Source organism: Pseudomonas sp. MWU13-2862, assembly GCF_023242495.1.
GTDB classification, from domain to species: Bacteria; Pseudomonadota; Gammaproteobacteria; order Pseudomonadales; family Pseudomonadaceae; genus Aquipseudomonas; species Aquipseudomonas gingeri_D.
This window is the reverse complement of sequence record NZ_JALMEZ010000005.1, coordinates 146,913-170,377: the sequence shown is the minus strand read 5'-3', so window position 1 is coordinate 170,377 and position 23,465 is coordinate 146,913. Positions and strand designations below refer to the sequence as shown.

Here is a 23,465-nt window from a genome sequence, read left to right as displayed (position 1 = left end):
TGTTCAATGAGTGACCATCCCCCTATAAAGACTCTCGGTGTCATTACTTTTGCCTCCTGCGGTGCGGGTGATCAGGAGTTGTTCCGAGTTAACCCGGATATCCCGATCAAGGACGCCATGGAGCACGCCTCCAATCTGTTTTACTGCGCAAAACACTTGGCCTTGGATGCGGCCATGGAGAAAGATGGGGAACGTTATGCGTGGGCGTCCCACTACCTTTGTGAAATGGGCAAGGCGGTGGTCGACGATCTGAACCAGAGGATGTTGTCTGGCCAAAAGGCCTAGGTTGGGACTGGACAACTACTGGCCGGTCGAAATTACCGGCCAGACAAAGCTACTATTGAAGTAAGCTTGCTCGCGATTGGCGTCAAAAAAACGCTGCCCCCCCTGATGCACTATGGCGTTTTCATGTTAATAGTGGGCAAGATTGATTTAACACAGCAATAACGGGAAAACCAATCTATCCCCCCTAACCTCTGACTACAGTTCTGGCTGTGTGCGACTCTGCGCAGTCGTATTGCTATCCATTCACCAGTCAACGCAGTACGACGTCACCTACACCTGGAAATTCATAGCAGGCTCCCGACTCTCTACTAACCCTATCAACGACTGCAACTGACCAGAAGTGGCCATTAAATTTCGTATAAAAAACACAAGCAATCTATCCTTTAAAACAAAAAATTGCTAGTCTGGATGCTAACCCAGAACTGGGCACAGAAAAATATTTATGTATTTTTTTCAACCGTAGCTTCAAGCGTGACCTAGTCAGCTCGGGAGATTTTTAACTAGAAACGGAATTCGAGAGCAAGAAATAACCTCACCATTCCCCACCTACTATTTTTTATAGGAGAAAATATGATCACCAGCGACTTACAGGCTATCAGCTCAATTATAGGAGCGGTTGGCGGAATACTTGGCTTCTTCACATTTATCGACAACTACATCTTAAAATTCAATCCAAAATTTCAAATATCAAATACATTATTTTTCAAATTCTCCACAAACGAAAAAACCTTTACTGGAAAAGCAAAAAAAACTTGAGTCGGTTTTTTTAAAAATAGAAATTTTTAACAAAAGAAACAAAATAGGACGGATCGACGATTTTGCTATAAGAATCTACGATGCAAGAGGGACAGCACCATCACCACACATGTTATTTGCTAAAAATTTATTACTAAAGCTACCACGCCTAAAACAGTCATTAAAAGAAGCCGAGACCAATTCATTTTCGCCAATATCAATTCTCAGCAAATCAAGCGCCCAGCTTACTATCGAATTTAAAAGCGATCGCCACACTGGAACCTATTTAAATCCCGAAGGAGACATCAGGGTAGATTTACTATATAACTGTTCGTCGCGAGGGTGGCAGACAATCGGATCTTACAACCCATACTACTATGGGGTAGAAGACGACAACCAAGATCCTGATGGCATCATAGAATACTCTCTTCTTGACTCTGAAGTTTCAAGAGTAAAAGCCCATAAAGCCTTGAGCGAGCCTAAGATCGGGATCTACAAGGGTGTAAGTGGAAAATATTTAGGCTTTTATTTTATGAAACCAATTTATTTTTTTAGAAGAACAATCACCTACCCTATTAAAATTCTAAACCTTAGTAGAATTTTAGTTGGTATTTTTTTCTCACAAACTTTTCATGGCTGCATAACCTTCCCATTGATACTCAGTAAATCGAAGAGTTTGCCTAAGGTTTCTTTCCGCCCAGCAAAAACCCACCTAATCGACAATACAAAGCAAGCACTGGATAAAATCAAAATCCACATTGAAAACCTCTCAGAAAAGATAAATCTTGGTGCAGCAGATAGAGCAAAAATACTCATACGTAGTGAGGGAGAGGGCTTCATGTTAAGCAGAGGAAATTTAACAATAAAATTTTACAAAAGCGGAGATGGATATATTCGAGCTAATGACACAGGCGGATACCCCCAGATGTTCGCTTTTTCAATGGAGCTAACTGAGCACCCATTTGGCGTTAAATTATGGAAAGTTAATAAAAAAACAATGAGCCTGAAAACCGCATGCATTCACATCATGGACTCATTCATACTACTAGCTCACTGAAAGCAGAAAGCAGGATCCAAAAAGCCTGACCAATTTACGACACCCCAAACAAAAAAAGCCCCACAACCGAACCCGGTGCGGGGCAAAAAAATGGGTCGGTTGCGGCCAACCAAAGGAGCGCGATAAAGAACGTTTACACGCCGACGTCAGATGCAATCCTGAGCCGCACGTTCAAAACTCGAAGGCAGAAAGTTCGACGCCAGCAAATGCCGCTCGTAGACGAACACCTTGCCACCCGTCCCAGCCTTGTGGGCCTCCAGCACGTTGTCCGCCGAGACCTTGCTCGTCACCACGATCCGGTAGCTGCGCTGGGTCTGCGAGACGGTCGGGTTCAACGCGCTGTGCTGCAATTTCGGTACGACGCAGTCGGCGTATTGGGCTGGGGTCTTGCTGGTCTGCAAGGTCAGGGTCGGGTCGTTCGGCGCGGAGGCACAACCGGCCAGCAACAAAGAGCCCAAGGCCACGGCAAGCACAAATGAAGGGCGCATCAATCTCTTCCTGAAAATAAGCAATGTGTTCGATGGCGGCGATTTTCCGGTTATTGTCGACAAAGTAGAACTTGCGTTTCGTGATGGTGAGTATTACGTCTAGCAATAGTTGTCCGCCGTGCAGGCAGCGACACACCCCATCACCACAATAAAAGACTCATAAGGAGGTCTCCTTGAGAACATTCGACCTGATCCGCGACGCCGTTTTGCCCGATTTCCGTGAGCGGGTGGCCGATTACCTGGTCCAGTACGAATCCGTACTGCTGGCCGAAAGCCCGGCCGACCCCGAGCTTCTCCAGGCCACCGCCAATCAGTTGCGCGGTTATTTGCGCGGCTTGAACACCACCCGGGTGCTGGGCATGGCGGAGTGGGAGGAGCTGGATCGGCGGGTGGTGAATACCTGGCTTTAGCGGCCGAGTATGAGCGGTGCCTCACCCGCACAAGGCCTACGGCCTCCTCCCGTCGAAACAGCACCGCATTGAGCAACAACAGACGATCAGCCCTTCCCGACCGCCTGTATACGCTCAACCACGCGACTGGCCAGGTCATCGGGGCGAAACTTGGCCAAAAAGTCGTCCGCCCCGACTTTCTTGATCATCGCCTGGTTGAAAATGCCGGATAAGGACGTGTGCAAAACAATATGCAGCTTCTGCAGCCGAGGATCATTTCTCACCTCCGCCGTCAGGGTGTAACCGTCCATCTCCGGCATTTCTATATCGGAGATCATCATCAGCAGATCGTCCGCCGGCGACTTTCCCTCGTCGAGCATGCCATGCAGGTAGTCCAGGGCCTGGCGACCATCGTTGAGCGCTATCACCTTCACCCCCACCGACTCCAGGCAGCGACTGACCTGCTTGCGGGCCACGACCGAGTCGTCCACCGTCAGTACCAGGAATTCGGGGGCCTTGGCATTGGTCTGGGCATCGATCACCCCCAGGGAGATGACTTCGCTGGTGGGCGCCACCTCGGACAACACCTTCTCGACATCAATGATTTCCACCAACCGGTTATCGATCCGCGTCACGGCGGTCAGGTAATGATCGGAGCCACTGCCCTTGGGTGGCGGATGAATGTCCTCCCAGTTCAGGTTCACAATATGCTCGACCGCCGAGACCAGAAAACCCTGGGTCTTGGTGTTGTACTCGGTAATGATCACAAACGCCGAGGCCATGTCCTGGACCCCAGGCAAACCGGTAGCCCGCGCCAGGTCCAGGATCGGAATGGAGGTGCCGCGAATATTGGCCACACCGCAGACCACGGGGTGGGACTTGGGCATGATATGCAACGCCGGACAGGGCATGACCTCTCGCACCTTGAACACGTTGATGCCATAGAGTTGGTGTTCATCGAAGCGGAACAACAGCAATTCGAGGCGATTCTGCCCCACCAGCTGGGTTCGACTGTTCACGGAATCCATCAGACCTGCCATCACCACCCCCTTGAGCATTCAATTGCCAATCCCCGCCAACACTGGTCGGGAGTGGTTGGATATCGTTGGTCCGTCACCTGCGCAGTGCTTCCGAAATGCGTAAACGCAATCAGGCGGATCGCGCAATAGAGGCCGTGAGCACTGACTGGCGTTAAAAAATCATCGCTGCATGCGTGCCCCTCCACCATCGGTGCATCCCTATTTTTGGGTAGGGATAACAGGACATAGGGTAGGAAATTCCCTAGAGCGTAGCTCGTCTGATCGTTCTCCGTCTGCAAGGGGCAATGCCATCACCGTTCGAACATGAAATTCCCGTCATCCACAAAAGCGTCATAAAGCCATCATGCAATATTGTTACAACCGCTGGCGTAGTTCCTCATTAAGAGCCCGACGCCGTGAACCTTCGTTTCGCCTTTCTCCGCAAGCCCTCCCAACGACCTGCCCTGCTGCGCCGCCTGAGTATCGGCAAGCGCCTGCTGGCCAGCTTCGGGCTCTGTGCCCTGTTGCTGGTCGCCCTGGGCGGGTTGTGCCTGACGGCCATGCAGCACATTCGCCATGACGGCGAGTTGATCGAGCAAGGACCGCTGTCGAGTATCGCCCAGGCCGACGCCATCGCCATCGACCTGGCCAAGATGCGCACCGAAGCCGCGCTGTTGCTGGTGTATGCCAACGACCCGGCCGAACTGACCAACCGCAAGATCAACCTGCAACAGCTCAGTGCCGAGGTGAACCAGGGGTTTACCGAGTACCTGGCCAAGGTCCCGGAAGGCACCGAGCGGGACTCGATCAAGTTGCTGCAGGACGCTTCGCAGCAATTTGTCACCCTGTTCAAGCAGGCCATCGATCTGGTCGAGCAGAAGAAAATGAGCGAGGCCACCAACCTGTCCAACAACGACCTGGCCAACCAGGGTTCGATGATGGACATGCAGGTGCAACTGCTCCGCGAGCTGAACAAGCAGACCACCGCGCAGGCCCTGGAAAACACCGCCAGCACCTTCAAGAAGGTCCAGCTGTTGCTGCCGATTGTCATCGGCGTGGCGCTGGTGCTGATGCTGTTGCAGGCCTGGCGCCTGAGCGTGAGCATCACCCGGCCGCTGCGCCAGGCCTTGCAGGTGGCCAAGACCGTGGCCGCCGGCGATCTCAGTCAACTGGTGGTCGCCCATGGCCAGGATGAAGTGGCGCAACTGCTGCAGATGCTCGGCCATATGCGCGATCAACTTCACGCGGTGATCAATCAGATCGGCGGCGCCGTCGGCCGCCTGAACGCGGCCACCCAGGAGATGGGCGCGATCATGCATGACAGCGCCCAGGACCTGCATCAGCAATACGGCGAGATCGAACACGCCGCCACCGCCGTCACCCAGATGAGCCAGGTGGTCGAGGAAGTGGCGCGCAATGCGGTGGAGACCTCCAGCGAGTCCCGCAGCTCCAGCACTGCCGTGCGCGAAGGCCAGCAGCAACTGGACGAGACCATGGCCGATATCAGCGTCCTCGCCGATCAGGTCGAACAGGCCAGCCTTCGTGCCCAGGCCCTGGCGGTGGAGACCCAGGGCATCAGCAAGGTGCTGGAGGTGATCCGCAGCGTGGCCGCCCAGACCAACCTGCTGGCGCTCAATGCGGCCATCGAGGCGGCGCGGGCCGGTGACGCGGGGCGCGGGTTTGCCGTGGTGGCCGATGAAGTGCGTGGCTTGGCGCAACGCACCGATGCGTCAACCCGGGAAATCGAAAAGATGATGGACGGTATTCATCAGGGCACCGGCGACACGGTCCTGGCCCTGGCCGAAAGCGCCGCCCAGGCCGGCCGTACACGCCAACGGGCGCAGGTGGCCAAGGATGTGCTGGGGAGCATCTCCAGGTCGGTGGCCGGCATTGACGAACGCAACCTGGTGATCGCCACCGCCGCCGAGCAGCAGGCCCAGGTAGCCCGTGAAGTGGACCATAACCTGGTACGCATCCGCGATCTGTCCATGCAGACCGCCAGCGGTGCGGCGCAAACCAGCAATGCCAGCCAGGAGCTGGGGCGTCTGGCAGTGGAGCTGGATGGGATGCTGGCGCGCTTTTCGCTGTAACAGGTGGCGCCGCAGGTCAGGCAGGGTTCGGCGCAGGAGCATTTCGATACACGCGAAACCCGTTGGAGGGGATCGCTTATCGGGCTAATCTTGCTCCTTGCGCCGTCCTGAACCTCAACTGGAATCCTGCCGGGTGATCAAACCGTTATTGCTGCTACGTCGTCGTTTTGCCTCCCTGCGCTGGCGCACTCGCGTAACCCTCTGGGCTGCCGCGACCCTCGCCGGATTACTGGTGGTGATGTTCGCCCGGCTGGCGGACCTTGCGCTGACACAATTTGCCCTGCACACCGCCGAACGTCCCTGGCTGCCGTTTATCTACACACCACTGGTCGGCATGCTAGTGGTGTGGATGACCACGCGTTTTTTTGTCGGTGCCCAAGGCAGTGGCATTCCCCAGGTGATCGCCGCCACCCGCCTGGCCCACAAGGGCGCGCCGGTCAACCACTTGGTGTCGCTGCGTATCGCCTTCGCCAAGATAGGCCTTGGCACATTGGCGCTGACCGGCGGCTTTTCCGCGGGACGCGAAGGCCCCTCGGTCCAGGTCGCCGCCTCGATCATGCATTTCTTTCATCGCTACCTGCCCAATGCACGCATCATCCGTAGCGAAGACCTGATCCTCGCCGGCGGCGCGGCGGGCATCGCCGCCGCGTTCAATACGCCCCTCGCCGGTGTCGCGTTTGCCGTGGAGGAACTGGGACGCAAGCTGGAAACCAGAACCAGCGGCGTGCTGCTCAGCACCATCATCCTGTCGGGCATGGTCGCCATCGCCTTGCAGGGCAACTACAACTATTTCGGTCACTTCAACGTTCAGGAGATCACACTCGACATCGCCCTCGCGGCGCTGGCAACGGGTGTCGGCTGCGGGCTGCTGGGTGGTTTGTTCAGCCGCATGCTGCTGTGGCCCCAGCGCCATCGTCATTTCATCATCTGGGAGTGGCGCCGCACCCACCCGGTCTGGTTCGCAGGCGTCTGCGGGCTGCTGGTGGCGATCCTCGGTTGGTTGAGTGGCGGGATGTCATTTGGCAGCGGTTACGGCATCACCACCCATATCATTGCCTCCGATACCGGCCTGCCTTGGCACGCGCCTGTCACGCGCTTTCTCGCCACCCTCGTGACTTATTTTTCCGGTATTCCCGGCGGTATTTTTGCCCCGTCCCTGGCGGTCGGCGCCGCCGTGGGGGCCAATGCCGCCGACTTTTTCGGCCTGGCCGCGCAGCCGATGATTGCCCTGTGCATGGTGGGTTTCCTGGCCGCCGTGACCCAGTCCCCCATCACTTCCGCGATCATTGTGATGGAGATGATCGACAGTCATGGGATGGTGATCAGCCTCATGGCCGTCGCGCTGATTGCCAAGGCGGTCAGTTCACGGATGAGCCCCGAGCTGTACCAGCAGATGGCCCGGGGGTTTCTTCAGTCTTCGGACGATGGTAGCGCCTCTAAAAAAGAAACCCCATAACCCAGGGCTGGGTCGCGACGAGCCAGCAGGCCTCCATCGAGTCGTGTGGCACAGGGGATTTGCATCTCGCCCATCAGGTTCTTATCATCGCGCTGGGTGCGCTGCTGCATACGGCACAGCGCAGGTTAAAGCATAAACGTTGGTCGGGCCGCCAACGGAGAATTGCTGTGCCTGAAAGACACCCAGCCTCGCCTTCCATCCCTCGCCCGCAGGCTCTGACCGAACGCGCCTTGTCGGCCCTGGAGCGCTTCTCGCATATCGAAGCCGTCAGCGGCATCGTGCTTCTGCTGGCCGCGATTGTGGCCCTTATCTGGGCCAACAGCCCCGTCGCGGACTCCTACGAACATTTCTGGAACACCCCGCTCACGCTGGGCCTGGGTGATTTCACGGTCTCGCGTTCACTGCACTTTCTGGTCAACGATGGACTGATGACCATCTTCTTCCTGGTGGTAGGGGCTGAAATCCGCCAGGAGATCAAGGACGGGGCACTGGCCAACCTGAAGCTGGCCACCCTGCCCCTGGGTGCCGCCTTGGGCGGCGTGCTGATGCCGGCGATCATCTACACCCTGCTCAACCACGGTACCCCGGCAGCCAACGGCTGGGCCGTACCCACCGCCACGGACATTGCCTTTGCCGTGGGTGTCCTTGCCCTGTTGGGCAAATCGATTCCAAGCGGGGTGCGCGTCCTGTTGCTGGCCCTGGCAATTATCGATGACATCGTCGCCATCCTGATCATTGCCCTCTTCTATGCCGCCAGCCTGGATTACCTGGGACTGGTGATCGCGGCCGGCGGCCTGTTGCTGGTGCTGGTCTTCCAGCGGATGGGCATCGGCAAGGCGTATGCGTACCTGCTGCCGGGGGCTATTGTCTGGTTCGGACTGTTGAAGACCGGCGTGCATCCGACCCTGGCAGGCGTGATGCTCGGCCTGATGACCCCGGTCAGCTCCCGGCCCGCCAAGGAACAGCCGCTGGAGACTATCGGGCGGACGTTCCAGGAGCTGATGGATCGATTTTCCGCTTCGGGCGATAGCCCACAGACCGTAGCCAAACCCCTGAAGCAACTCCGGCAGGCCCAGCGGGAAATGTTGCCGCCGGTCCAGCGCGTTCAGGCCGGGTTGCATCCGTGGGTGGCGTTCGGCGTCATGCCGCTCTTCGCGCTGGCCAACGCGGGCGTCAGCCTGCAGGGGGTCAATCTGGACGATGGGCTGTCCCTGCATGTGTTCATGGGCGTGATACTGGCGCTGGTACTGGGCAAGCCCCTGGGGGTCATGCTGGCCAGCGTGGTTCTGGTCAAGCTGAACATCTGCAGGCTGCCTGAAGGCGTGACCTGGAGTGGTGTCGCCCTGGTCGGCCTGCTGGCGGGTATCGGATTTACCATGTCGATTTTCATTTCGTCGCTGGCGTTTACCGACCCGAGACTACTCTCGGCGGCAAAACTGAGCGTGCTCGCTGCGTCGTCCCTGGCGGCGGTGTTGGGGTTGCTCTGGGGGAGGACCCGGTTGAAAGGATAAATGGGTCGCCGGCGTCGGCAAGACGGACGACTGGAACCGCACCATCGAGGCCTGCACGGCGTCACTTCCAAGGCAAGCGGATCGAGCCAGCAGCTCAACCGCTTGCCGCATCACGAAACGCGTCGGCGTTCAGTCCGAAGCGCTGCATCTTGTTGTACAGCCCGCCACGGGAGACGTTCAGTTGCCTGGCGGCGACGCGGACATTGCCTCGGGTGTCCTTGAGGGCCGCGATGATCGCGTTCATCTCATGGGTGCCCAGGTCCAACGCCGCCCGGGGCTCAGGAACACGGCCCGGTACCGGCGGCTGGAGCCGCTGCTTGATTTCAAGCGGCAGGTCGCCCGGCTGGATCAACTCGGTCATCGCCAGGTTGGTCGCGCGCTCGATGGTGTTTTCCAGCTCGCGGACATTTCCCGGCCAGTGGTAGGCCAACAGTATCTCCAGGGCCTCGGGGGACAGGTCCAACACCGACTTGCGTAGCGACTGGGCACAGCGACCGAGAAAATATCGCGCCAGCAAGGGAATATCCTCGCGGCGCATCCGCAGCGGCGGGACCGTCAGGTTGAGGACATTGAGGCGGTAGTAAAGGTCTTCGCGAAAAGCCCCATCGGCCACGGCCTGGCTCAGGTTGCGGTGGGTGGCGGCGATAATGCGCACATCGACCCGCTGGGATTTTTTCGCCCCTACCCGCGTCACCTCGCCCTCCTGCAAAACCCGCAGCAAGCTGACCTGGGCTTCGAAGGACATATCGCCGATTTCGTCGAGGAAGATGGTACCCCCATCGGCCAGTTCGAACTTCCCGGCCGAACCGCCACGGGCCGAGCCGGTAAAGGCGCCCTCGACATGACCAAAGAGTTCGCTCTGCACCAGGTCGCGGGGAATGGCGCCGCAATTGACCGCGACAAACGGACCGCTGCAACGCTCGCTGGCGTTATGGATCGCCTGGGCGAACAGCTCCTTGCCGGTGCCGCTCTCCCCCAGGATCAAGGTGGTGGAATCACTGCGACTGGCGATCCGGCCCAGGTGCAAGGCGTCCTGGATGGCCCGCGAACTGCCCTGGATGGTTTCGAAGGTGTAACTGGCCTGGGTGCCGATAATGCGTCGGGTAATTTCGCGGATACGGCGGTTCTCCCGCAGCGAAACAATCCGTCCGCCCTGCTCCAGTGAGCACACCGACACCAGGCACGCCAGGTGGCTGCGGTCAGGCAGCTCGAAGGTGCAGTCCAGATCCCGCAGTCCCTCGCCGCTGCGCAATAACATTTCGGCGGTCAGCTCGCTCTGCCCCAGGCGCTCGAACGGACTGCCCAGCAGGTCCCGGCCGACGCGAAACAGTTGCCGGGCATAACGGTTGAGCGCCTTGATGCAGCCGCGCTCATCAAGCACCACCAGCCCTTCGTTGAGCACCTCAAGGACGGCTTGTTGTTCATCCAGCAGGGCCTGCAAGGCCATCTGCCGCGACACGGCTTCGGCCGCCGCCTGCACGGTACCCAAAGTATGGAAATGGAACCAGCCCGGCTCCGCGGTCAGGGTCAGCATGGCCAGTGTCCGGCCCTGGGCATCGCGGATCGGTGCGGCGGCACAGTGCATGCGCCGTCGACGCAGGCCAGTGCCGAAATTTTCCTCGGCCAGCACGTACATCAGGCGGTCTTCGGCCAGTGCCAAGCCCGTGCAGTTGGTGCCCTGGACCGACTCCAGCAATCGGCTGCCCACGGGTGTGAGGTCCAGGCCGCAGAAATACAGGGTCGTTCCTTCGGCGTCCGTCAGGTTGATATGACCCCTGGGGTTGTAGGCCAGCAACCCGCGCATGACTTCCGCGGCGGCGGTGATCAACGCGCGATTGGCCGACAGCGTTGCGCTCAGAGCCTGCGGAGTCACCAGACGATACTCGCCGTCCTCGGGATCGAGACCGGCACTGACACTGCGCCGCCAGGAGTCCCAGATCACCTGCCTGACCCCTTCCGGTCGATCCTGATGCCCTTGCCGGCAAGCCAACCAAGCCTGCTCCAGGGCGGCAATCGGCCCCTCGCTCAAGGATGCGGGACCCAAGGCGGTCAGATAGTCGAGATCCTGCGCACTGAAGGCCATCAGTTGTGGGTTCACCGTCATCGACATCCGCCTAAATGTTCATATTTTTGACATGTCAGTATAGACATGTCATCCGATTGAACAATCACTTCAAATACCCATAGATAAATCCGTTAAATATCAAGTAGTTAAATATTGGCACAGCCTTTGCTCCCATGCCTTGTACCAGCCACGGCATTGCCTGCTGCCAAGCCCTATGAACAACAATAAGACGGAGTCATTTTTCATGAGCACATCCAAGATCATCCGCCTGGGACTTATCGGCGCCGGTCGCATGGGCAGCTTTCATGCCCAGACCGCCGCCCGGCACATTCCCGGTGCCTGCCTGAGTGCTATCGCCGACCCGGTGCCCGGCCAGGCCGCCCGCCTGGCGGCGGAGCTGGGCGGGGCACGGGTCTATACCGATCCACAGCAACTGCTCGATGACCCCGAGATCGACGCCGTCCTGATTGCCGCCCCGGCCCGTAGCCATGCCGAACTGGTGATCAGCGCCGCCCGCGCCGGCAAAGGCGTGTTCTGCGAAAAACCCATGGCCATCACCCTGGACGAAGCCGACCGCGCCATCGCCGCCGCCGCCGATGCCCGCGTCACGCTGCAGGTCGGCTTCAACCGGCGCTTTGCCAGAAGCTTTCGCACCGCCCACCTGGATGTGGTCGCCGGCCGTATCGGCACGCCGCAACTGCTGCGCTCGCTGACCCGCGACCCGGCGCTGAACAACCCGGCCGCCTCACCGCAGTGGGTGATCTTTCTCGAAACCCTGATCCATGACTTCGACACCCTGCGCTACCTCAACCCGGGCGCTGAAGCCGTCGAGGTGCATGCCATGGCCGATGCCCTGATCGCCCCGGAGTACAAGGACAAGGGCCTGCTGGACACCGCCGTGGTGACGATCCGCTTCGACAACGGCGCCATCGCCACGGCCGAGGCCAACTTCCAGGCGGTGTATGGCTACGATGTGCGCGGGGAAGTCTTCGGCAGCGCCGGCATGCTGACCATGGGCAACGTCAATGACTCGGACCTGGTGCGCTATCTGGCCGGCGGTATCCAGGCCGATACGCTGCGCCTGGACACCGACCTGCTGCGTGATGCCTACATTGCCGAGCTCAATCACTTTGTCGGCTGTGTACGTTCTGGGGAAAAACCCCTGGCCAGCGGCGAAGATGCCCGGGCGGCACTGGCCATTGCCCGCGCCTGTATCGAGTCCTTCCAGCAAGGTAAAACCGTACGTGTGCAAGGAGCCCATTGATGAGCTTCTCACCCTTCAAGCTGGCGATCAGCGCCGAAATGGTTTTCCTCGACCTGCCGTTTACCGAGCGCGTCAAACGCATTCATGCACTGGGCTTCAGCGCCGAAATCTGGGACTGGACAAAAAAGGACATCGCCGCCCTGGTCGCCACCGGCGCCGACTTCACCTCCATGACCGGCTATATCTCGGGCAACCTGACCGACCCCGAAGAGATCCGCCAGTTGCTCGACAGCGCCCGGGAATCCCTGGCCGTTGCCGCACAACTGAACTGCCCGAGCCTCAACCTGCATGGCACGGGGTTGGGCGACAAGGGCCTGCCGGTCAAACCGGTGGCCTGCACCACCGGCCGCATGTGGCTGAGCGCCTGCAAGACCCTGGAAAAAATCGCCCGCCTGGGTGAAGACGCCGGCCGGGTGTTCCTGCTGGAAAACCTCAACACCGAGGTCGACCACCCCGGTACCCCGTTCGCCCGCGCCGATGACACCCTGGCGCTGATCGAGGCTGTGGGGAGCCCGCATCTGAAGATGAACCTTGACCTTTACCACGCGCAGATCGGCGAAGGGAACCTGATCGAACTGATCCAGCGCGCCGGCCCCGCCATCGGCGAAATCCAGGTCGCCGATGCCCCCGGACGCAAGGAGCCCGGCACCGGCGAGATTCATTATCCGGCTATTGCCAGGGCCTTGTTCGGCATGGGATATACCGGCGTGGTCGGGCTCGAGGGTTGGGCCAGCGGCGACAGCGAAACGGCACTTGAGCGCTTTCGGCAGGCGTTCACGCTTGATTGAGGAGCGGTACTTCCGGCGGATTCAACTTGCAGTGCGCCGGAGGTCTTCATGTTTGATCTTGATGAATTTCAACTCATAACAACAAAAGGAAAACCATCATGCGTCGCTACACACTGCTTTTTGCCACGCTGTTACTGCTCTTCAGCCAATGGGCCAGCGCCGGTTATCGCATCGGCGTCAGCATTGCCCGGGTTGACGACAACTTCATGACCTATGTGCGCAATGGCCTGGAAGCCGCCGCCAAACAGGAGGGCGTGCAGATCCAGTTCGAGGATGCCCAGGGCGATGTGGTGCGTCAGCTCAACCAGGTCGAGGGCTTTCTCAGCCAGAAGGTTGATGCGGTGATCGTCCTGCCGGTGGACACCTCCGCCACCGCCAATATGACCCGCGCTGCCGTCGAGGCGAAGACCCCGTTGGTCTACGTCAACCGCCACCCGGACGAACGTACCCTGCCCAAGGGTGTGGTCACCGTGGCGTCGAATGATATCGAGGCCGGGCAACTGCAGATGCGTTATCTGGCCGAGAAGCTGGGGGGCAAAGGCAGCCTGGCGATCATCATGGGCGACCTCGCGCAGAATGCCACCCATGACCGAACCGAGGGTGTGAAACAGGTGCTCAAGGACTATCCCGGGATCAAGATTGTCGAGCAGCAAAGTGCCGAGTGGCAGCGCAACAAAGGGATGGACCTGACCAGCAACTGGCTGTTGGCGGGCACCCACTTCGACGCCATTGTGGCCAACAACGACGAGATGGCCATTGGCGCCGCCATGGCCTTGCAGCAGGCCGGCAAGGCCAAGGGTGAGATTGCGATTGTCGGCATCGACGGCCTGCCTGACGGCCTCGCGGCCATCAAGCGCGGGATGCTGATAGCCTCGGTCTTCCAGGACCCCAAGGCCCAGGCGACCGTGGCGGTCCAGTCGGCGATCAAGATGATCAAGGGCGAAGCGGTTGAACCGGATGTGTGGGTGCCGTTCCAGCTGATCAAGCCGGAGCAGGTGGCGATGTTTGAGCAGCACTACAAGTAGTGTCGAATTGGAGGGTGGCGCAAGCCCCCCTCCTTTGAATCACGTTCGCACTCTGCTCAAGCGCTTATGGTACAGATGCTCTGCGAAGGACCACACAGCAAAGAACGCAGCGAACGAAAATAAGAACCACGAGAAAAATTGGCCGGTTTTGTCGCTAACCAAGCGTTGCATTTTGATGCAGCTGGCTGCATCCCAACAACGCGCGGCACAGAACTCGATGCCATTGATCCGGCATGTCAACACGTTGCCTGCAAGATGGCTCAGCTCAATGGGCTGCCCCTTGAGCAGGCCGGATCTATTGCTGAAATTGCTCAGTCTGACGACTGAAAACACCTGATAGCTCCCAGTTTCCAGGTTCTTTGTCACGAGGTCCACACCGGGGCCCCGATGATAGGCTACATGGTTGAGCGTCCCATTGAACAACTTGACTGTCTTTCCTTGAAGACCAAAATCCGAATGGGACGGAAATAGCTGAAAGGGCAAGCTGAGTATGCATAGAACCATGCAGAACAAGGCGTAGCGCCCTGCTCCATTCAACGAGCTGTACCTGATCAAATCGCATTATCCCTTGCTGAATTTATTTGACCCAACGCTTAAGCATAAATAATGGCCAGACAATATCAGACACAACATGGCCTACATGTGCGGCATTTGGCTTGATTCACCTCCATCCGAAGGTCGTTCAGCAATCATTCAGTTTGATAGGACTTACGAATCGAGGCGCAGACGGCTTGGCGTCGCCTGCCAGACCCTGGGCGAAAGCAGCATGACCGCGACAAGAAAGGCCACCTGAGACAGATAGAAAGACGCCAGCCACTGCTGATTCAGCGCGACGTAGTAAGTGTTATGGGCAACGTCAGCCACGATAATCGCGGCGATCAGGGCAATGCCTGCCCTGGGCTTGATGAATAGCAGCAGCGCGGCCAACGGATCAAGGAAGGTCAACGCGCCCCAGAACACACGGCTGGCCCAGTGCGCACTTTCCCCATACCCGTAGTCCCAGAAGAATCCGTGCTGAAAATCTGCCCGCAAGTGGTTAGCGGTAGCGACTAACAGGCAACACGCGAACAGTATTCGGATGGCGAAGGATAACCTGGACATGGCGTGATCCGCGTTAGTGAAGTAAGCCCGACAGGATATCGGGATTGCACCGCTTCGGCAGCAGTGCTCGCTCGCAAGCCCCCCCTCAGCGCTGAACAGGCCAGTAAACGCACGATAGGCCTCGACGCCCCCGATGACTTTGGCCATACCTTCGAACGGCCCATCACCGACACCAAAGTCATCGAAGACCTCTATTGCGCCGACTTTGCCCATTTGCAAGACGTGTACAACCGCATCAATCAGGTCGACGTTGACGAAAACCCGGTATAGACCTAGGCCTCCAGCGCCGAAAGATAAAGCCGAACCATATCCTTGGCCTCCGCCAGCAGCACCTGTTGCATGGCGGCCGCCTCCCCGCTGATCCGTCCCACGCCCTTGAACACGTTCAGCAGCGTCATGGCCACGGCCTTCGATTTGGCCGGGGCCAGGGACGGAATCACCTCACGCAATGCCACCTCGATACCTTCCACCATGGCCTTGCGAAACTGTTGCCGCCGGCTTTCGCTGGCCCCCGCGACATCCACCAGGTTGATGGCGAACTGACGCTCAGACTGCAGCGCGAGACTGAAGTCGATAAACGCAGAAGCCAGTTCCGACGCTGTCATGGTGCGGGCTTGCGCGCCCAGCTCAGCGAGAGATTCAAAGGCGTGCTCGACGTAGTTCATCAACAGCGCCTCAGCCACGGACTCCTTGGTCGGAAAAAACCGGTAGAGCGAGGCAATCGCCGTCCCCGAGCGCGCAGCGATCTCCGTCATTGTCGTCGCATCAAAACCCTTTTCCGTAAACAGCTCGACCCCAGCTTCCAGAATGGCCGCCACACGAATATGCCCTTTGGCACGTTTGGGCTCCTGACCCTTGGCGATAGGTTTTGTTGACATATGAGAGGATGTCCTTCACTATTTTTACTAGAGGATATCCTCTCATTCTAGCATCGCACCGACCCGAAGCAACGCCCAGCCTCCAGTCCGGTTTCATCAAGGGGTTTCCATGTCCAACGCAGATGCTCATCTCGCCATTTCCAGAACCGGCAAGCTCGCCTCGATAGGACAGTGGAGCGTGCTCCTGGGATTGTCAGCCCTGTTCGCCCTGGCCCTGACCTGGGTCGGCATTCCAGCTGCCTTGCTGCTCGGCCCCATGCTGGGCGCCGTCATCACCGCCATCACCTTCGTCAACACCCGGGTGCGGATTCCAGGGCTGGCCTCCGCCTTCGCCCAGGGCATTCTGGGCTGCATGATTGCCAGAACCCTGGTGCAATCGCTTGCCGGTGCCGCCATCGGCAGTTGGCCGCTGTTTGTACTGGGCGTGATCGGTGTCGTCGTCGCCGCCGGTTTGCTGGGCTGGGGACTGACCCTCCTGCGGGTATTGCCGGGAACCACCGTTATCTGGGGGCTGAGCCCGGGCGCCGCCACGGTGATGATCCTGATGGCCGAGAACGCCGGGGCCGACGCGCAACTCGTCGCCTGCATGCAGTACACCCGCGTGATCCTGGTGGCGGTCATCGCCACGCTGATTACCCACTTCACCGGTGCCGGCGTGGTGCATGAGGTGCATTCGGTCATCTTGTTTCCGAGCATTGACTGGCTACCACTGGCCCAGACCCTGGCCCTTGTGGCCGCCGGCCCGCTGGTCGCACGCCTGGCAAAAATACCGGTGGCCTCCCTGCTGGTGCCGATGATCGGCGGGATCTTCCTCACGCATCAGGGCTTGATCAGCATCGAGATCCCCCATTGGTTGCTGGCACTCGGTTATGCGGTTATTGGCTGGCGGATCGGCCTGCCCTTCACCCGACCACTGGTGAGGTACGCCCTGAAAGCCTTTCCGGCGATCCTCGCCAGTACCCTGGCGCTGATCGCGATCTGTGGCTGCCTGGCCCTGGTGTTCGTCTTTGCCGCCGGCATCGACCCGCTCACCGCTTACCTGGCAACCAGCCCGGGCGGCGCGGATTCCGTCGCGATCATCGCCGCTTCCAGCCACGTCGACGTGCCCTTCGTCATGACCATGCAGATGGCGCGCTTCGGCGTGGTGCTGCTGGCCGGACCGGCAATCGCGGCCTTCATCTCCCGGCGCGTCGCCCCGACAAGCCGCGCTACCGATAGCTGAAACCAGCAACCTTTATCCATGCCCAGCCTGAAGGTGATCCATGTCCATCACAGCGTTTTTTGCCGGTGTTTTTCTTTGCAATGCCCTTCCGCACATCGCTGCCGGATTGTGCGGTCAAGTCTTTCCCACACCCTTTGCAAAACCACGAGGAAAAGGCCCCTCGTCACCCTTGGTGAATTTTCTCTGGGGTGCCTTCAATCTGCTGGTGGGCCTTGCCCTGCTGTCGAGACAGCCCGTGACTGTCGGCTTAAATTCGGAGTTCATCGCACTGATGGTCGGAGCCCTGGCGATCGGGACTTACCTGTCCGTGCACTTCGGCAAGGTTCGTGCGCCCTCCTCCCGAGCCTGACCCCTGGCGTCGCTCTTGGCGAAAAGAGCGGTGGCGCGTCCATCGCTTATTGCGCAGTCAGAAACTCACGATACTGCGCCGCCGTCTGCTCCGGGCGCTCGACCATCGGCAGATGGCCCACGCCGTCCCAGCACTCCAGGCGCGCATGGGGGATGCCGGAGATCCAGGTTTTTGCACTGGCCAGGGGGACCATGCGGTCTTCACGCCCCCACAGCAGCAGGGTCGGGACACGGATAGTGTTCAGCCAGGGCTCCATGCGCGGGCTGTCATGGAAGTCGTCGAAGATTTCCGCCAGTTCAGGACGCCGATCGATATAGGTCTGCGACTCCGCCGCCAGCAACACGTCAGGTATCCAGGGGGGCGAGGCCATGGTCATGGAGAAGAACCGATCGAACTCCGCCCGCGAGTGGATCAGAAAAGGGTTCCTGCCTTGCTTGACCAACTCTTCCACTTCATTGGGTTGCGGCAGGTTGACCCCCACCGGTCCCATCAACGCCAGGGACAGCACCCGCTCCGGAAAATGCGCCGCCAGCCAGGTACCAACGTAAGCGCCCATGGAGCTGCCGACCACATGCACCTTGTCGATCCCGCTGGCGTCCAGCAGTTCGACCATGCGTTGCGCCTGGGTCGCGATACTGTAGTCACCACCCGTTTCGAAACCACTTTTGCCGTGCCCGGCCAGGTCGGGAATGATCACCCGGTGGTCGGCAACGAAGAATCGCGCAAAGCGCAGCCAGAGGTTCTTGTCGGCACTGAAACCGTGGATCAGCAACAGCGGCGGCGTGTTGCTTTGAGTCCCGCCCTGGAAGGTCGACAAGGTCATCCGCTCAATCGTCACCGGGACTTCCTTCACCCGGGAGAGTCGTGCTTCCAGACTCGTGATCAGGTCAAACAGCAGACCTCCTACACGTGGATAGGTCCACCATCCCCATACGACGAGGAGGACGATCAGGGCAAGGATCAGGAACATCAACACTTCTCCGGAACAGGGTTGGCGAAACCAGTCTCCGCGCGACCGGTCGAGTCATAAAAACAGAACAGGCATCCGCCAGCAAGGTGCCTTGGCGGATCGGCATGCCAACGCTTGAGTGGCTTCTGATAGGCTGCCAGGCCGGACAATCCACACAGCCAGGCTCAGCCCCATGATCAATATCCGTGTCATGACGATGGACGATTACCAGGCGGTCATCGACCTTATGCGCAATACACCCGGCATTTCCCTGCGTGACGCCGACTCCCGTGAGTCGACCGCCCGCTACCTGGAGCGAAACCCGGGGATGAGCTTCGTGGCTGAAGTCGACGGCGAACTCGGCGGTTGCATCATGTCCGGGCATGACGGTCGTCGGGGCTACTTGCAGCACTTGCTCGTGCTGCCCCGTTATCGGCGCCAGGGCATCGCCAATGCACTGGTCGAACGCTGCCTGTCGATCCTGGAAACCCACGGCATCCTCAAGTGTCATCTCGACGTGTTCAAGACCAATGAGGACGCGGCCCGTTATTGGCAAAGCCAGGGTTGGCAGCTCCGGCAGGATATCGACCGCTATTCGTTTACCCGCTCGGGCAATCAGAACGCGTGACGCAACAGCTCAATAAACCCAGGGCAGCAGGCGCCAGGTGCGCGCACGATAAGCCTCGTACTCTTCGCCAAATTCGGCCTTGAGCAAGGCCTCCTCCGAGTGCATGCGCGCAATCAGCGGGATCAGCGTCAACGCCGTCAGCAACACCCCGACACCGGAGCGAAAAGCCAGTGCCCAGCCCAGCGAGTTGACCAGCAGCCCGAGGTAGCTCGGGTTGCGCAAAACCCGATAGAGCCCGGTGGTCACCAGCCGATGCCCCGGCTGGATCGCAACCAGCCCGCTGAAGCGCTTGCCCAGCACAAACACCGGCCACATCCGCAACACACCGCCAACGGTAAACAGCAGCACGCCGAGCCAACGCACGCCCTCACCACCAAAGGTCCACCAGCCCAGGCGAGCCGTCCAGGGCACCAGCCCCACCAGCAGCAAGCCGAGGGCGCCGATGACCGGAATCACCCAGCGATTGCCGCGATCCTCGCGCACGCCGGAGCTGAGGTTGGCTTCGGTAAACAGCGCCGAGCCCGCCAACAACAGGGTCACCACGGCGATCGCAAGCAATGCGGGTTGGGCAGCAAAGGCCGACCAGCCACCGAATCCCCACACCGCCAGCCCGAGATAGCCCAGCGTCGCCGCCACGCTGAAAAACGCCAAGCGAAGTGAGATTTTCATATTGCCCTCGACGGGATAAACCTGATGCTTTCAGTGTAGAAGCATTCGTCCGAGCCAGTGATCGGCAACGCTCTAGCCCGCGGTTTACACGAAGTCCCCGGAAATCCGACTTATTCCATAAAAGTATCAATAAATTCTTTTATATTCTTTTATTGTTTATTCATGGACTGCAAGACTCGGCACCAGAATCATCCACCAAGTGTTGAGATCACCATGAAGAAATTGACTGCCCTCACTGCCCTCACCCTCGCCGTCCTCTCGGGATTGGCCCATGCCGACCGCCTGGAGGACATCAAGAAATCCGGCGTTCTGCGCGTCGCCTCGTTCGACAGCAACCCACCTTTCGGCTTTATCGATGCCAAGAGCAAACAGATCGAAGGCCTGGACGTGGACTACGCCAAGGCCATCGCCGACAAGCTGGGCGTCAAGCTGCAACTGCAACCGACCAACCCGGCCAACCGCGTGCCGCTGCTGGTCGCCAACAAGGTCGACCTGATCCTGGCCAACTTCACCATCACCCCGGAGCGCGCCGAGCAGGTCAATTTCAGCATTCCCTACTTCAGTTCCGGCCAGCAGTTCATCGTCAAGAAAGGCACCCTCAAGTCCCAGGAGGACCTGAACAAATGGCGTGTCGGCGTGGACAAGGGCACGGTCAACGAAGGCGTGCTGCGCGAGAAATTCCCCGGCGCCAAAGTCATCGCCTATGACGACACCCCGTTCGCCTTCACCGCCTTGCGCAACGGCAATGTCCAGGCCATTACCCAGGACGGTCCGAAGCTGATCGGCCTGCTGGCCAACGTCCCGGACAAGGACAAGTACGAAGTGCCGCCCTTCACCATTTCCAATGACCTGATCGGCGTCGGCCTGCCCAAGGGCGAGACCGCCCTGACCGACCTGGTCAACCAGACGCTGGTCGAGCTGGAAAGCAAAGGCCAGGCGCAGAAGATCTACGACACCTGGTTCGGCCCGGACACCAAGACACCGCTGGCCCGCCTGTACAAGATCGGCGACAAGAGCTGATCGCCCTCCCCGTCGTACACCCACAGCCCGCGCGGTTTTCCGCGCGGGCTCTTTGTATTCTGGATGGACACCGTGATTGATGTTTGGTGAATTGCTGGGCCCGCATTACCTGAAATGGCTGTTCGATGGCTTTCTCCTCACCCTGGCCCTGTCCGCCGTGGTCTGCCTGGTGGCCACCGGGCTCGGCTTCCTGGTCTGCCTCGCGCGCCTGGGCAGCTCGCGCCTGGCGTCCTGGCCGGCACGGGCCTACCTGGCGTTGTTTCGTAACACGCCGCTGCTGGTGCAATTGTTCTTCTGGTATTTCGGCCTCAGTGCCCTGCTGCCCGAAGGACTGGTGAGCTGGCTGAACACGCCCCATGAAGTGAGCGTGTCCGGCATTGAAATCAGCTGGCCGTCCTTTGAATTTATTGCCGGTTTCTGGGGGCTGACGCTGTATACCTCGGCCTTTATCGCCGAAGAATTTCGCGCCGGTGTCGCCTCGGTGCGCCCGCAGCAACGCGAGGCCGGCGTGGCCATGGGCTTTCGGCCGGCACAGGTGTGGCGTTATATCGTCCTGCCCCAAGCCTTGCGCACCGCCCTCGGGCCGCTGCTGGGGCAATACATGAATGCGTTGAAGAACTCCTCGCTGACCATGGCCATCGGCCTCGCCGAGCTGTCCTACGCCTCGCGCCAGGTGGAGACCGAAACCTTCAAGACCTTCCAGGCCTTCGGCTTCGCCACCCTGCTCTACATCTTCAGCATTGCGCTGCTCGAAGCGGCCGGCCAATGGATCCGCCAGACCAAACGTTATCGCCAGGGAGCCGCATGACATGGACTTTTCCGTTATCAGCGACAACCTCGAGTACTTCCTGATCGGCGCCTACCCCGACGGTCCCTTGGGCGGCGCGGCCCTGACCCTGATGCTGAGCGTACTGTCCGGAGTATCCGCCGCCCTTCTGGGCCTGGTGCTGGGCATAGCCTTGAGCAGCCTGAAGGGCTGGCCACGGGGAATATTGATCGCGGTGCTGGGTTTCCTGCGGGCGATCCCGGTACTGATGTTGATCTTCTGGAGCTACTTCCTGCTGCCGATCATCTTCCACGTGGATATCCCGGCGCTGTTCACCGTGGTCTGCGCCCTGTCGCTGATCGGCGGCGCGTACCTGGCGTACTCGGTCCATGCCGGTATCCAGAGCCTGCCGGACGGCCAATGGGCAGCGGCCCTCGCGCTGGGCATGCGACCCGTCCAGGTCATGCGCCTGATCATCCTGCCGCAAGCCTTGCCGATCATGCTGCCGTCGTTCCTCAACCAGTGGATCTCGCTGATCAAGGACACCTCCCTGGCCTATGTGATCGGTGTCGGCGAACTGTCCTTCGTGGCGACCCAGGTCAGCAACCGGGTGATGGTCCACCCTACGGAGATCTTCCTGTTCGTGGCGCTGGTCTACTTTGTGTTCTGCTCCAGTCTCGACTTGCTGGCCAATTTCGCGAGCAGAAAGCAGACGGTGAAGCACGCTTGATCAAGCAACCCGGGGACTTAGTCAGTCCCCAGAAACTGCGTCAGCGATGCTCCCAGCGCATCGAACACCAAGGCAATACGCTGAACCCGTCGCATGTCCTGGTGCATGGCGATCCAGACATCCACGGAAAATTCCACCTGTCCGGGCAGTACGCGTATCAGTCCGTGACGTCGAGCCAGTTGGCTGGAACAGACGCCGATCCCCAACCCCGCGCGCAACGCTGCCAGTTGTGCGAGGTGATCATCGGTACGAATCAGCGTGCGCTGCGCCGTGCAGTCGAAGCCGCGCTCGCGCAGAAACTGCAGTTCCACCAGATTGCGGTCAGGCCCGATCAGCGGATAGTCATCCAACTGCGCAACGGTATCCGGCGCGCCCTGCTCCGCCAGGAGTTCAGGGGTGGCATACAGGCCGACTTGCAGATCACCGACCTTGCGCGTGACCACCGCCGCTTCGGTCGGCCGACGGATACGCACCGCCACATCAGCCTCCTGCCGGGCCAGCGCCTGCAGACGGTTCGACACACTGAGCTCGACAGCCAGTTGCGGGTAGGTCTGGCGTAGCGTGCGCAACATGGGCGGCAATACCTCGACCCCGAGCAGTTTGCTGCTGGTCAGGCGCACCGTGCCGCCCGACAATTGCGCATCCGCCGACGCCGCTCGATTGAACGCGTTAGCCGCCATGGCCATGGCTTCGACATGGCTGATCAGGTCCTTGGCCATCTCCGTCGGCAGCAGACCCGCTGGTGAGCGGACAAACAGGCTGACGCCCACGCTCTGCTCCAACGCCTCGATCCGCCTACGCGCGGTGGCCTGTGCGATGCCCAGCAAACGGGCCGCCCCCGATAGACTGCCGGTACGCAATACCGCCAGAAAGGCACGCTGGGTTTCCCACTGTAGCTGAGGCGCGTTCATACATTTCCTGTGAGCCGCTGGGCAATTTTGGCTAATTTTCTTTCGTGAGGCGCGGCCTCATGCTGGTCAA

General features: G+C 59.5%; 25 protein-coding genes. 17 read left to right on the top strand and 8 right to left on the bottom strand.

The annotated features are described in order from the left end of the window. Window positions 1-6: 6 nt before the first annotated feature. The 3 genes from M5C56_RS11065 to M5C56_RS11055 all read left to right on the top strand — a co-directional run bounded on the left by M5C56_RS11065 (window position 7) and on the right by M5C56_RS11055 (window position 2,077). On the top strand, window positions 7-285 hold the full coding sequence (locus M5C56_RS11065; protein ID WP_103496204.1) for a DUF3077 domain-containing protein: 279 nt from the start codon (window positions 7-9) through the stop codon (window positions 283-285). Between the two features lie 570 nt (window positions 286-855). After that, window positions 856-1,041, top strand: coding sequence for a hypothetical protein (locus tag M5C56_RS11060; RefSeq protein ID WP_103496203.1), 186 nt, complete (start codon window positions 856-858; stop codon window positions 1,039-1,041). 109 nt (window positions 1,042-1,150) lie between these two features. Further along, a complete protein-coding gene (locus M5C56_RS11055; RefSeq protein ID WP_247263137.1) occupies window positions 1,151-2,077 on the top strand; it encodes a hypothetical protein in 927 nt (308 codons plus the stop codon). Between the two features lie 146 nt (window positions 2,078-2,223). Here M5C56_RS11055 and M5C56_RS11050 read toward each other — a convergent pair whose 3' ends face one another. Beyond that, the gene (locus M5C56_RS11050) at window positions 2,224-2,565 is read right to left on the bottom strand and encodes a hypothetical protein (RefSeq protein WP_103496202.1); all 342 of its coding nucleotides are present in this window, start codon (window positions 2,563-2,565) and stop codon (window positions 2,224-2,226) included. A 173-nt stretch (window positions 2,566-2,738) separates the two neighbouring features. On the opposite strand from M5C56_RS11050, the gene M5C56_RS11045 reads away from it, so the two are divergent. Next, the gene (locus tag M5C56_RS11045; RefSeq protein WP_103496201.1) at window positions 2,739-2,975 is read left to right on the top strand and encodes a hypothetical protein; all 237 of its coding nucleotides are present in this window, start codon (window positions 2,739-2,741) and stop codon (window positions 2,973-2,975) included. Window positions 2,976-3,061: 86 nt separating this feature from the next. Here M5C56_RS11045 and M5C56_RS11040 read toward each other — a convergent pair whose 3' ends face one another. Continuing rightward, the gene (locus M5C56_RS11040) at window positions 3,062-3,994 is read right to left on the bottom strand and encodes a chemotaxis protein CheV (protein WP_103496210.1); all 933 of its coding nucleotides are present in this window, start codon (window positions 3,992-3,994) and stop codon (window positions 3,062-3,064) included. 395 nt (window positions 3,995-4,389) lie between these two features. On the opposite strand from M5C56_RS11040, the gene M5C56_RS11035 reads away from it, so the two are divergent. The 3 genes from M5C56_RS11035 to nhaA all read left to right on the top strand — a co-directional run bounded on the left by M5C56_RS11035 (window position 4,390) and on the right by nhaA (window position 9,030). Further along, window positions 4,390-6,063 (top strand): methyl-accepting chemotaxis protein, encoded by a 1,674-nt coding sequence (locus tag M5C56_RS11035; RefSeq protein ID WP_103496200.1) that lies wholly within the window; start codon window positions 4,390-4,392, stop codon window positions 6,061-6,063. A 133-nt stretch (window positions 6,064-6,196) separates the two neighbouring features. Continuing rightward, a complete protein-coding gene (locus M5C56_RS11030) occupies window positions 6,197-7,519 on the top strand; it encodes a chloride channel protein (protein ID WP_103496199.1) in 1,323 nt (440 codons plus the stop codon). 167 nt (window positions 7,520-7,686) lie between these two features. Beyond that, window positions 7,687-9,030, top strand: a complete 1,344-nt coding sequence (gene nhaA / locus M5C56_RS11025; RefSeq protein ID WP_103496198.1) for a Na+/H+ antiporter NhaA — start codon at window positions 7,687-7,689, stop codon at window positions 9,028-9,030. A 94-nt stretch (window positions 9,031-9,124) separates the two neighbouring features. Here nhaA and M5C56_RS11020 read toward each other — a convergent pair whose 3' ends face one another. Beyond that, window positions 9,125-11,140 (bottom strand): sigma 54-interacting transcriptional regulator, encoded by a 2,016-nt coding sequence (locus tag M5C56_RS11020; RefSeq protein ID WP_247263138.1) that lies wholly within the window; start codon window positions 11,138-11,140, stop codon window positions 9,125-9,127. 199 nt (window positions 11,141-11,339) lie between these two features. Between M5C56_RS11020 and M5C56_RS11015 the strand changes: the two genes are divergently transcribed. The 4 genes from M5C56_RS11015 (at window position 11,340) to M5C56_RS11000 (ending at window position 14,499) form a co-directional block, all read left to right on the top strand. Beyond that, complete coding sequence (locus M5C56_RS11015) at window positions 11,340-12,359, top strand: Gfo/Idh/MocA family oxidoreductase (protein WP_103496197.1); 1,020 nt, start codon at window positions 11,340-11,342, stop codon at window positions 12,357-12,359. Beyond that, entirely contained in the window at window positions 12,359-13,147 is a 789-nt protein-coding gene (locus M5C56_RS11010; RefSeq protein ID WP_103496196.1) for a TIM barrel protein, read from the top strand. The genes M5C56_RS11015 and M5C56_RS11010 overlap by 1 nt, the downstream gene beginning before the upstream one ends. 98 nt (window positions 13,148-13,245) lie before the next feature. Continuing rightward, window positions 13,246-14,172, top strand: coding sequence for a sugar ABC transporter substrate-binding protein (locus M5C56_RS11005; RefSeq protein WP_103496195.1), 927 nt, complete (start codon window positions 13,246-13,248; stop codon window positions 14,170-14,172). A 138-nt stretch (window positions 14,173-14,310) separates the two neighbouring features. Next, complete coding sequence (locus M5C56_RS11000; protein ID WP_177099156.1) at window positions 14,311-14,499, top strand: hypothetical protein; 189 nt, start codon at window positions 14,311-14,313, stop codon at window positions 14,497-14,499. A 381-nt stretch (window positions 14,500-14,880) separates the two neighbouring features. Here the strand turns inward: M5C56_RS11000 and M5C56_RS10995 are convergent, their stop codons facing one another. Further along, a complete protein-coding gene (locus M5C56_RS10995) occupies window positions 14,881-15,486 on the bottom strand; it encodes a hypothetical protein (protein WP_247263139.1) in 606 nt (201 codons plus the stop codon). A gap of 59 nt (window positions 15,487-15,545) precedes the next feature. Then, complete coding sequence (locus M5C56_RS10990) at window positions 15,546-16,091, bottom strand: TetR/AcrR family transcriptional regulator (protein WP_247263140.1); 546 nt, start codon at window positions 16,089-16,091, stop codon at window positions 15,546-15,548. A 169-nt stretch (window positions 16,092-16,260) separates the two neighbouring features. Between M5C56_RS10990 and M5C56_RS10985 the strand changes: the two genes are divergently transcribed. Continuing rightward, window positions 16,261-17,373, top strand: coding sequence for an AbrB family transcriptional regulator (locus M5C56_RS10985; protein WP_103496190.1), 1,113 nt, complete (start codon window positions 16,261-16,263; stop codon window positions 17,371-17,373). 40 nt (window positions 17,374-17,413) lie between these two features. Further along, complete coding sequence (locus M5C56_RS10980) at window positions 17,414-17,722, top strand: hypothetical protein (protein WP_103496189.1); 309 nt, start codon at window positions 17,414-17,416, stop codon at window positions 17,720-17,722. 46 nt (window positions 17,723-17,768) lie between these two features. On the opposite strand, the gene M5C56_RS10975 is transcribed toward M5C56_RS10980, so the two are convergent. Next, a complete protein-coding gene (locus M5C56_RS10975; RefSeq protein ID WP_103496188.1) occupies window positions 17,769-18,692 on the bottom strand; it encodes an alpha/beta hydrolase in 924 nt (307 codons plus the stop codon). A gap of 172 nt (window positions 18,693-18,864) precedes the next feature. Between M5C56_RS10975 and M5C56_RS10970 the strand changes: the two genes are divergently transcribed. After that, complete coding sequence (locus tag M5C56_RS10970; RefSeq protein ID WP_103496187.1) at window positions 18,865-19,299, top strand: GNAT family N-acetyltransferase; 435 nt, start codon at window positions 18,865-18,867, stop codon at window positions 19,297-19,299. Window positions 19,300-19,308: 9 nt separating this feature from the next. Here the strand turns inward: M5C56_RS10970 and M5C56_RS10965 are convergent, their stop codons facing one another. After that, window positions 19,309-19,968 carry an isoprenylcysteine carboxylmethyltransferase family protein gene (locus M5C56_RS10965; protein ID WP_152739621.1) on the bottom strand — a complete coding sequence of 220 codons (660 nt, stop codon included), beginning with the start codon at window positions 19,966-19,968 and terminating at the stop codon, window positions 19,309-19,311. 213 nt (window positions 19,969-20,181) lie between these two features. On the opposite strand from M5C56_RS10965, the gene M5C56_RS10960 reads away from it, so the two are divergent. From M5C56_RS10960 to M5C56_RS10950, 3 genes are all read left to right on the top strand, one after another. Then, complete coding sequence (locus M5C56_RS10960; RefSeq protein ID WP_103499769.1) at window positions 20,182-20,988, top strand: ABC transporter substrate-binding protein; 807 nt, start codon at window positions 20,182-20,184, stop codon at window positions 20,986-20,988. 79 nt (window positions 20,989-21,067) lie between these two features. Then, window positions 21,068-21,796, top strand: coding sequence for an amino acid ABC transporter permease (locus tag M5C56_RS10955; RefSeq protein WP_103499770.1), 729 nt, complete (start codon window positions 21,068-21,070; stop codon window positions 21,794-21,796). A gap of 1 nt (window position 21,797) precedes the next feature. Then, window positions 21,798-22,484: an amino acid ABC transporter permease gene (locus M5C56_RS10950; protein WP_103499771.1), complete on the top strand. Its 687-nt coding sequence runs from the start codon at window positions 21,798-21,800 to the stop codon at window positions 22,482-22,484. Between the two features lie 17 nt (window positions 22,485-22,501). On the opposite strand, the gene M5C56_RS10945 is transcribed toward M5C56_RS10950, so the two are convergent. Continuing rightward, window positions 22,502-23,395 carry a LysR family transcriptional regulator gene (locus M5C56_RS10945; RefSeq protein ID WP_248766925.1) on the bottom strand — a complete coding sequence of 298 codons (894 nt, stop codon included), beginning with the start codon at window positions 23,393-23,395 and terminating at the stop codon, window positions 22,502-22,504. Window positions 23,396-23,465 lie beyond the last annotated feature (70 nt).

Coding starts and splice junctions, on each gene's coding strand:
- M5C56_RS11065 (WP_103496204.1), top strand. CDS start 7: ATGAGTGACCATCCCCCTATAAAGACTCTCGGTGTCATTACTTTTGCC.
- M5C56_RS11060 (WP_103496203.1), top strand. CDS start 856: ATGATCACCAGCGACTTACAGGCTATCAGCTCAATTATAGGAGCGGTT.
- M5C56_RS11055 (WP_247263137.1), top strand. CDS start 1,151: ATGTTATTTGCTAAAAATTTATTACTAAAGCTACCACGCCTAAAACAG.
- M5C56_RS11050 (WP_103496202.1), bottom strand. CDS start 2,565: ATGCGCCCTTCATTTGTGCTTGCCGTGGCCTTGGGCTCTTTGTTGCTG.
- M5C56_RS11040 (WP_103496210.1), bottom strand. CDS start 3,994: ATGGCAGGTCTGATGGATTCCGTGAACAGTCGAACCCAGCTGGTGGGG.
- M5C56_RS11020 (WP_247263138.1), bottom strand. CDS start 11,140: ATGTCGATGACGGTGAACCCACAACTGATGGCCTTCAGTGCGCAGGAT.
- M5C56_RS11015 (WP_103496197.1), top strand. CDS start 11,340: ATGAGCACATCCAAGATCATCCGCCTGGGACTTATCGGCGCCGGTCGC.
- M5C56_RS11010 (WP_103496196.1), top strand. CDS start 12,359: ATGAGCTTCTCACCCTTCAAGCTGGCGATCAGCGCCGAAATGGTTTTC.
- M5C56_RS11005 (WP_103496195.1), top strand. CDS start 13,246: ATGCGTCGCTACACACTGCTTTTTGCCACGCTGTTACTGCTCTTCAGC.
- M5C56_RS10995 (WP_247263139.1), bottom strand. CDS start 15,486: ATGGGCAAAGTCGGCGCAATAGAGGTCTTCGATGACTTTGGTGTCGGT.
- M5C56_RS10985 (WP_103496190.1), top strand. CDS start 16,261: ATGTCCAACGCAGATGCTCATCTCGCCATTTCCAGAACCGGCAAGCTC.
- M5C56_RS10980 (WP_103496189.1), top strand. CDS start 17,414: ATGTCCATCACAGCGTTTTTTGCCGGTGTTTTTCTTTGCAATGCCCTT.
- M5C56_RS10975 (WP_103496188.1), bottom strand. CDS start 18,692: ATGTTCCTGATCCTTGCCCTGATCGTCCTCCTCGTCGTATGGGGATGG.
- M5C56_RS10970 (WP_103496187.1), top strand. CDS start 18,865: ATGATCAATATCCGTGTCATGACGATGGACGATTACCAGGCGGTCATC.
- M5C56_RS10965 (WP_152739621.1), bottom strand. CDS start 19,968: ATGAAAATCTCACTTCGCTTGGCGTTTTTCAGCGTGGCGGCGACGCTG.
- M5C56_RS10960 (WP_103499769.1), top strand. CDS start 20,182: ATGAAGAAATTGACTGCCCTCACTGCCCTCACCCTCGCCGTCCTCTCG.
- M5C56_RS10955 (WP_103499770.1), top strand. CDS start 21,068: ATGTTTGGTGAATTGCTGGGCCCGCATTACCTGAAATGGCTGTTCGAT.
- M5C56_RS10950 (WP_103499771.1), top strand. CDS start 21,798: ATGGACTTTTCCGTTATCAGCGACAACCTCGAGTACTTCCTGATCGGC.
- M5C56_RS10945 (WP_248766925.1), bottom strand. CDS start 23,395: ATGAACGCGCCTCAGCTACAGTGGGAAACCCAGCGTGCCTTTCTGGCG.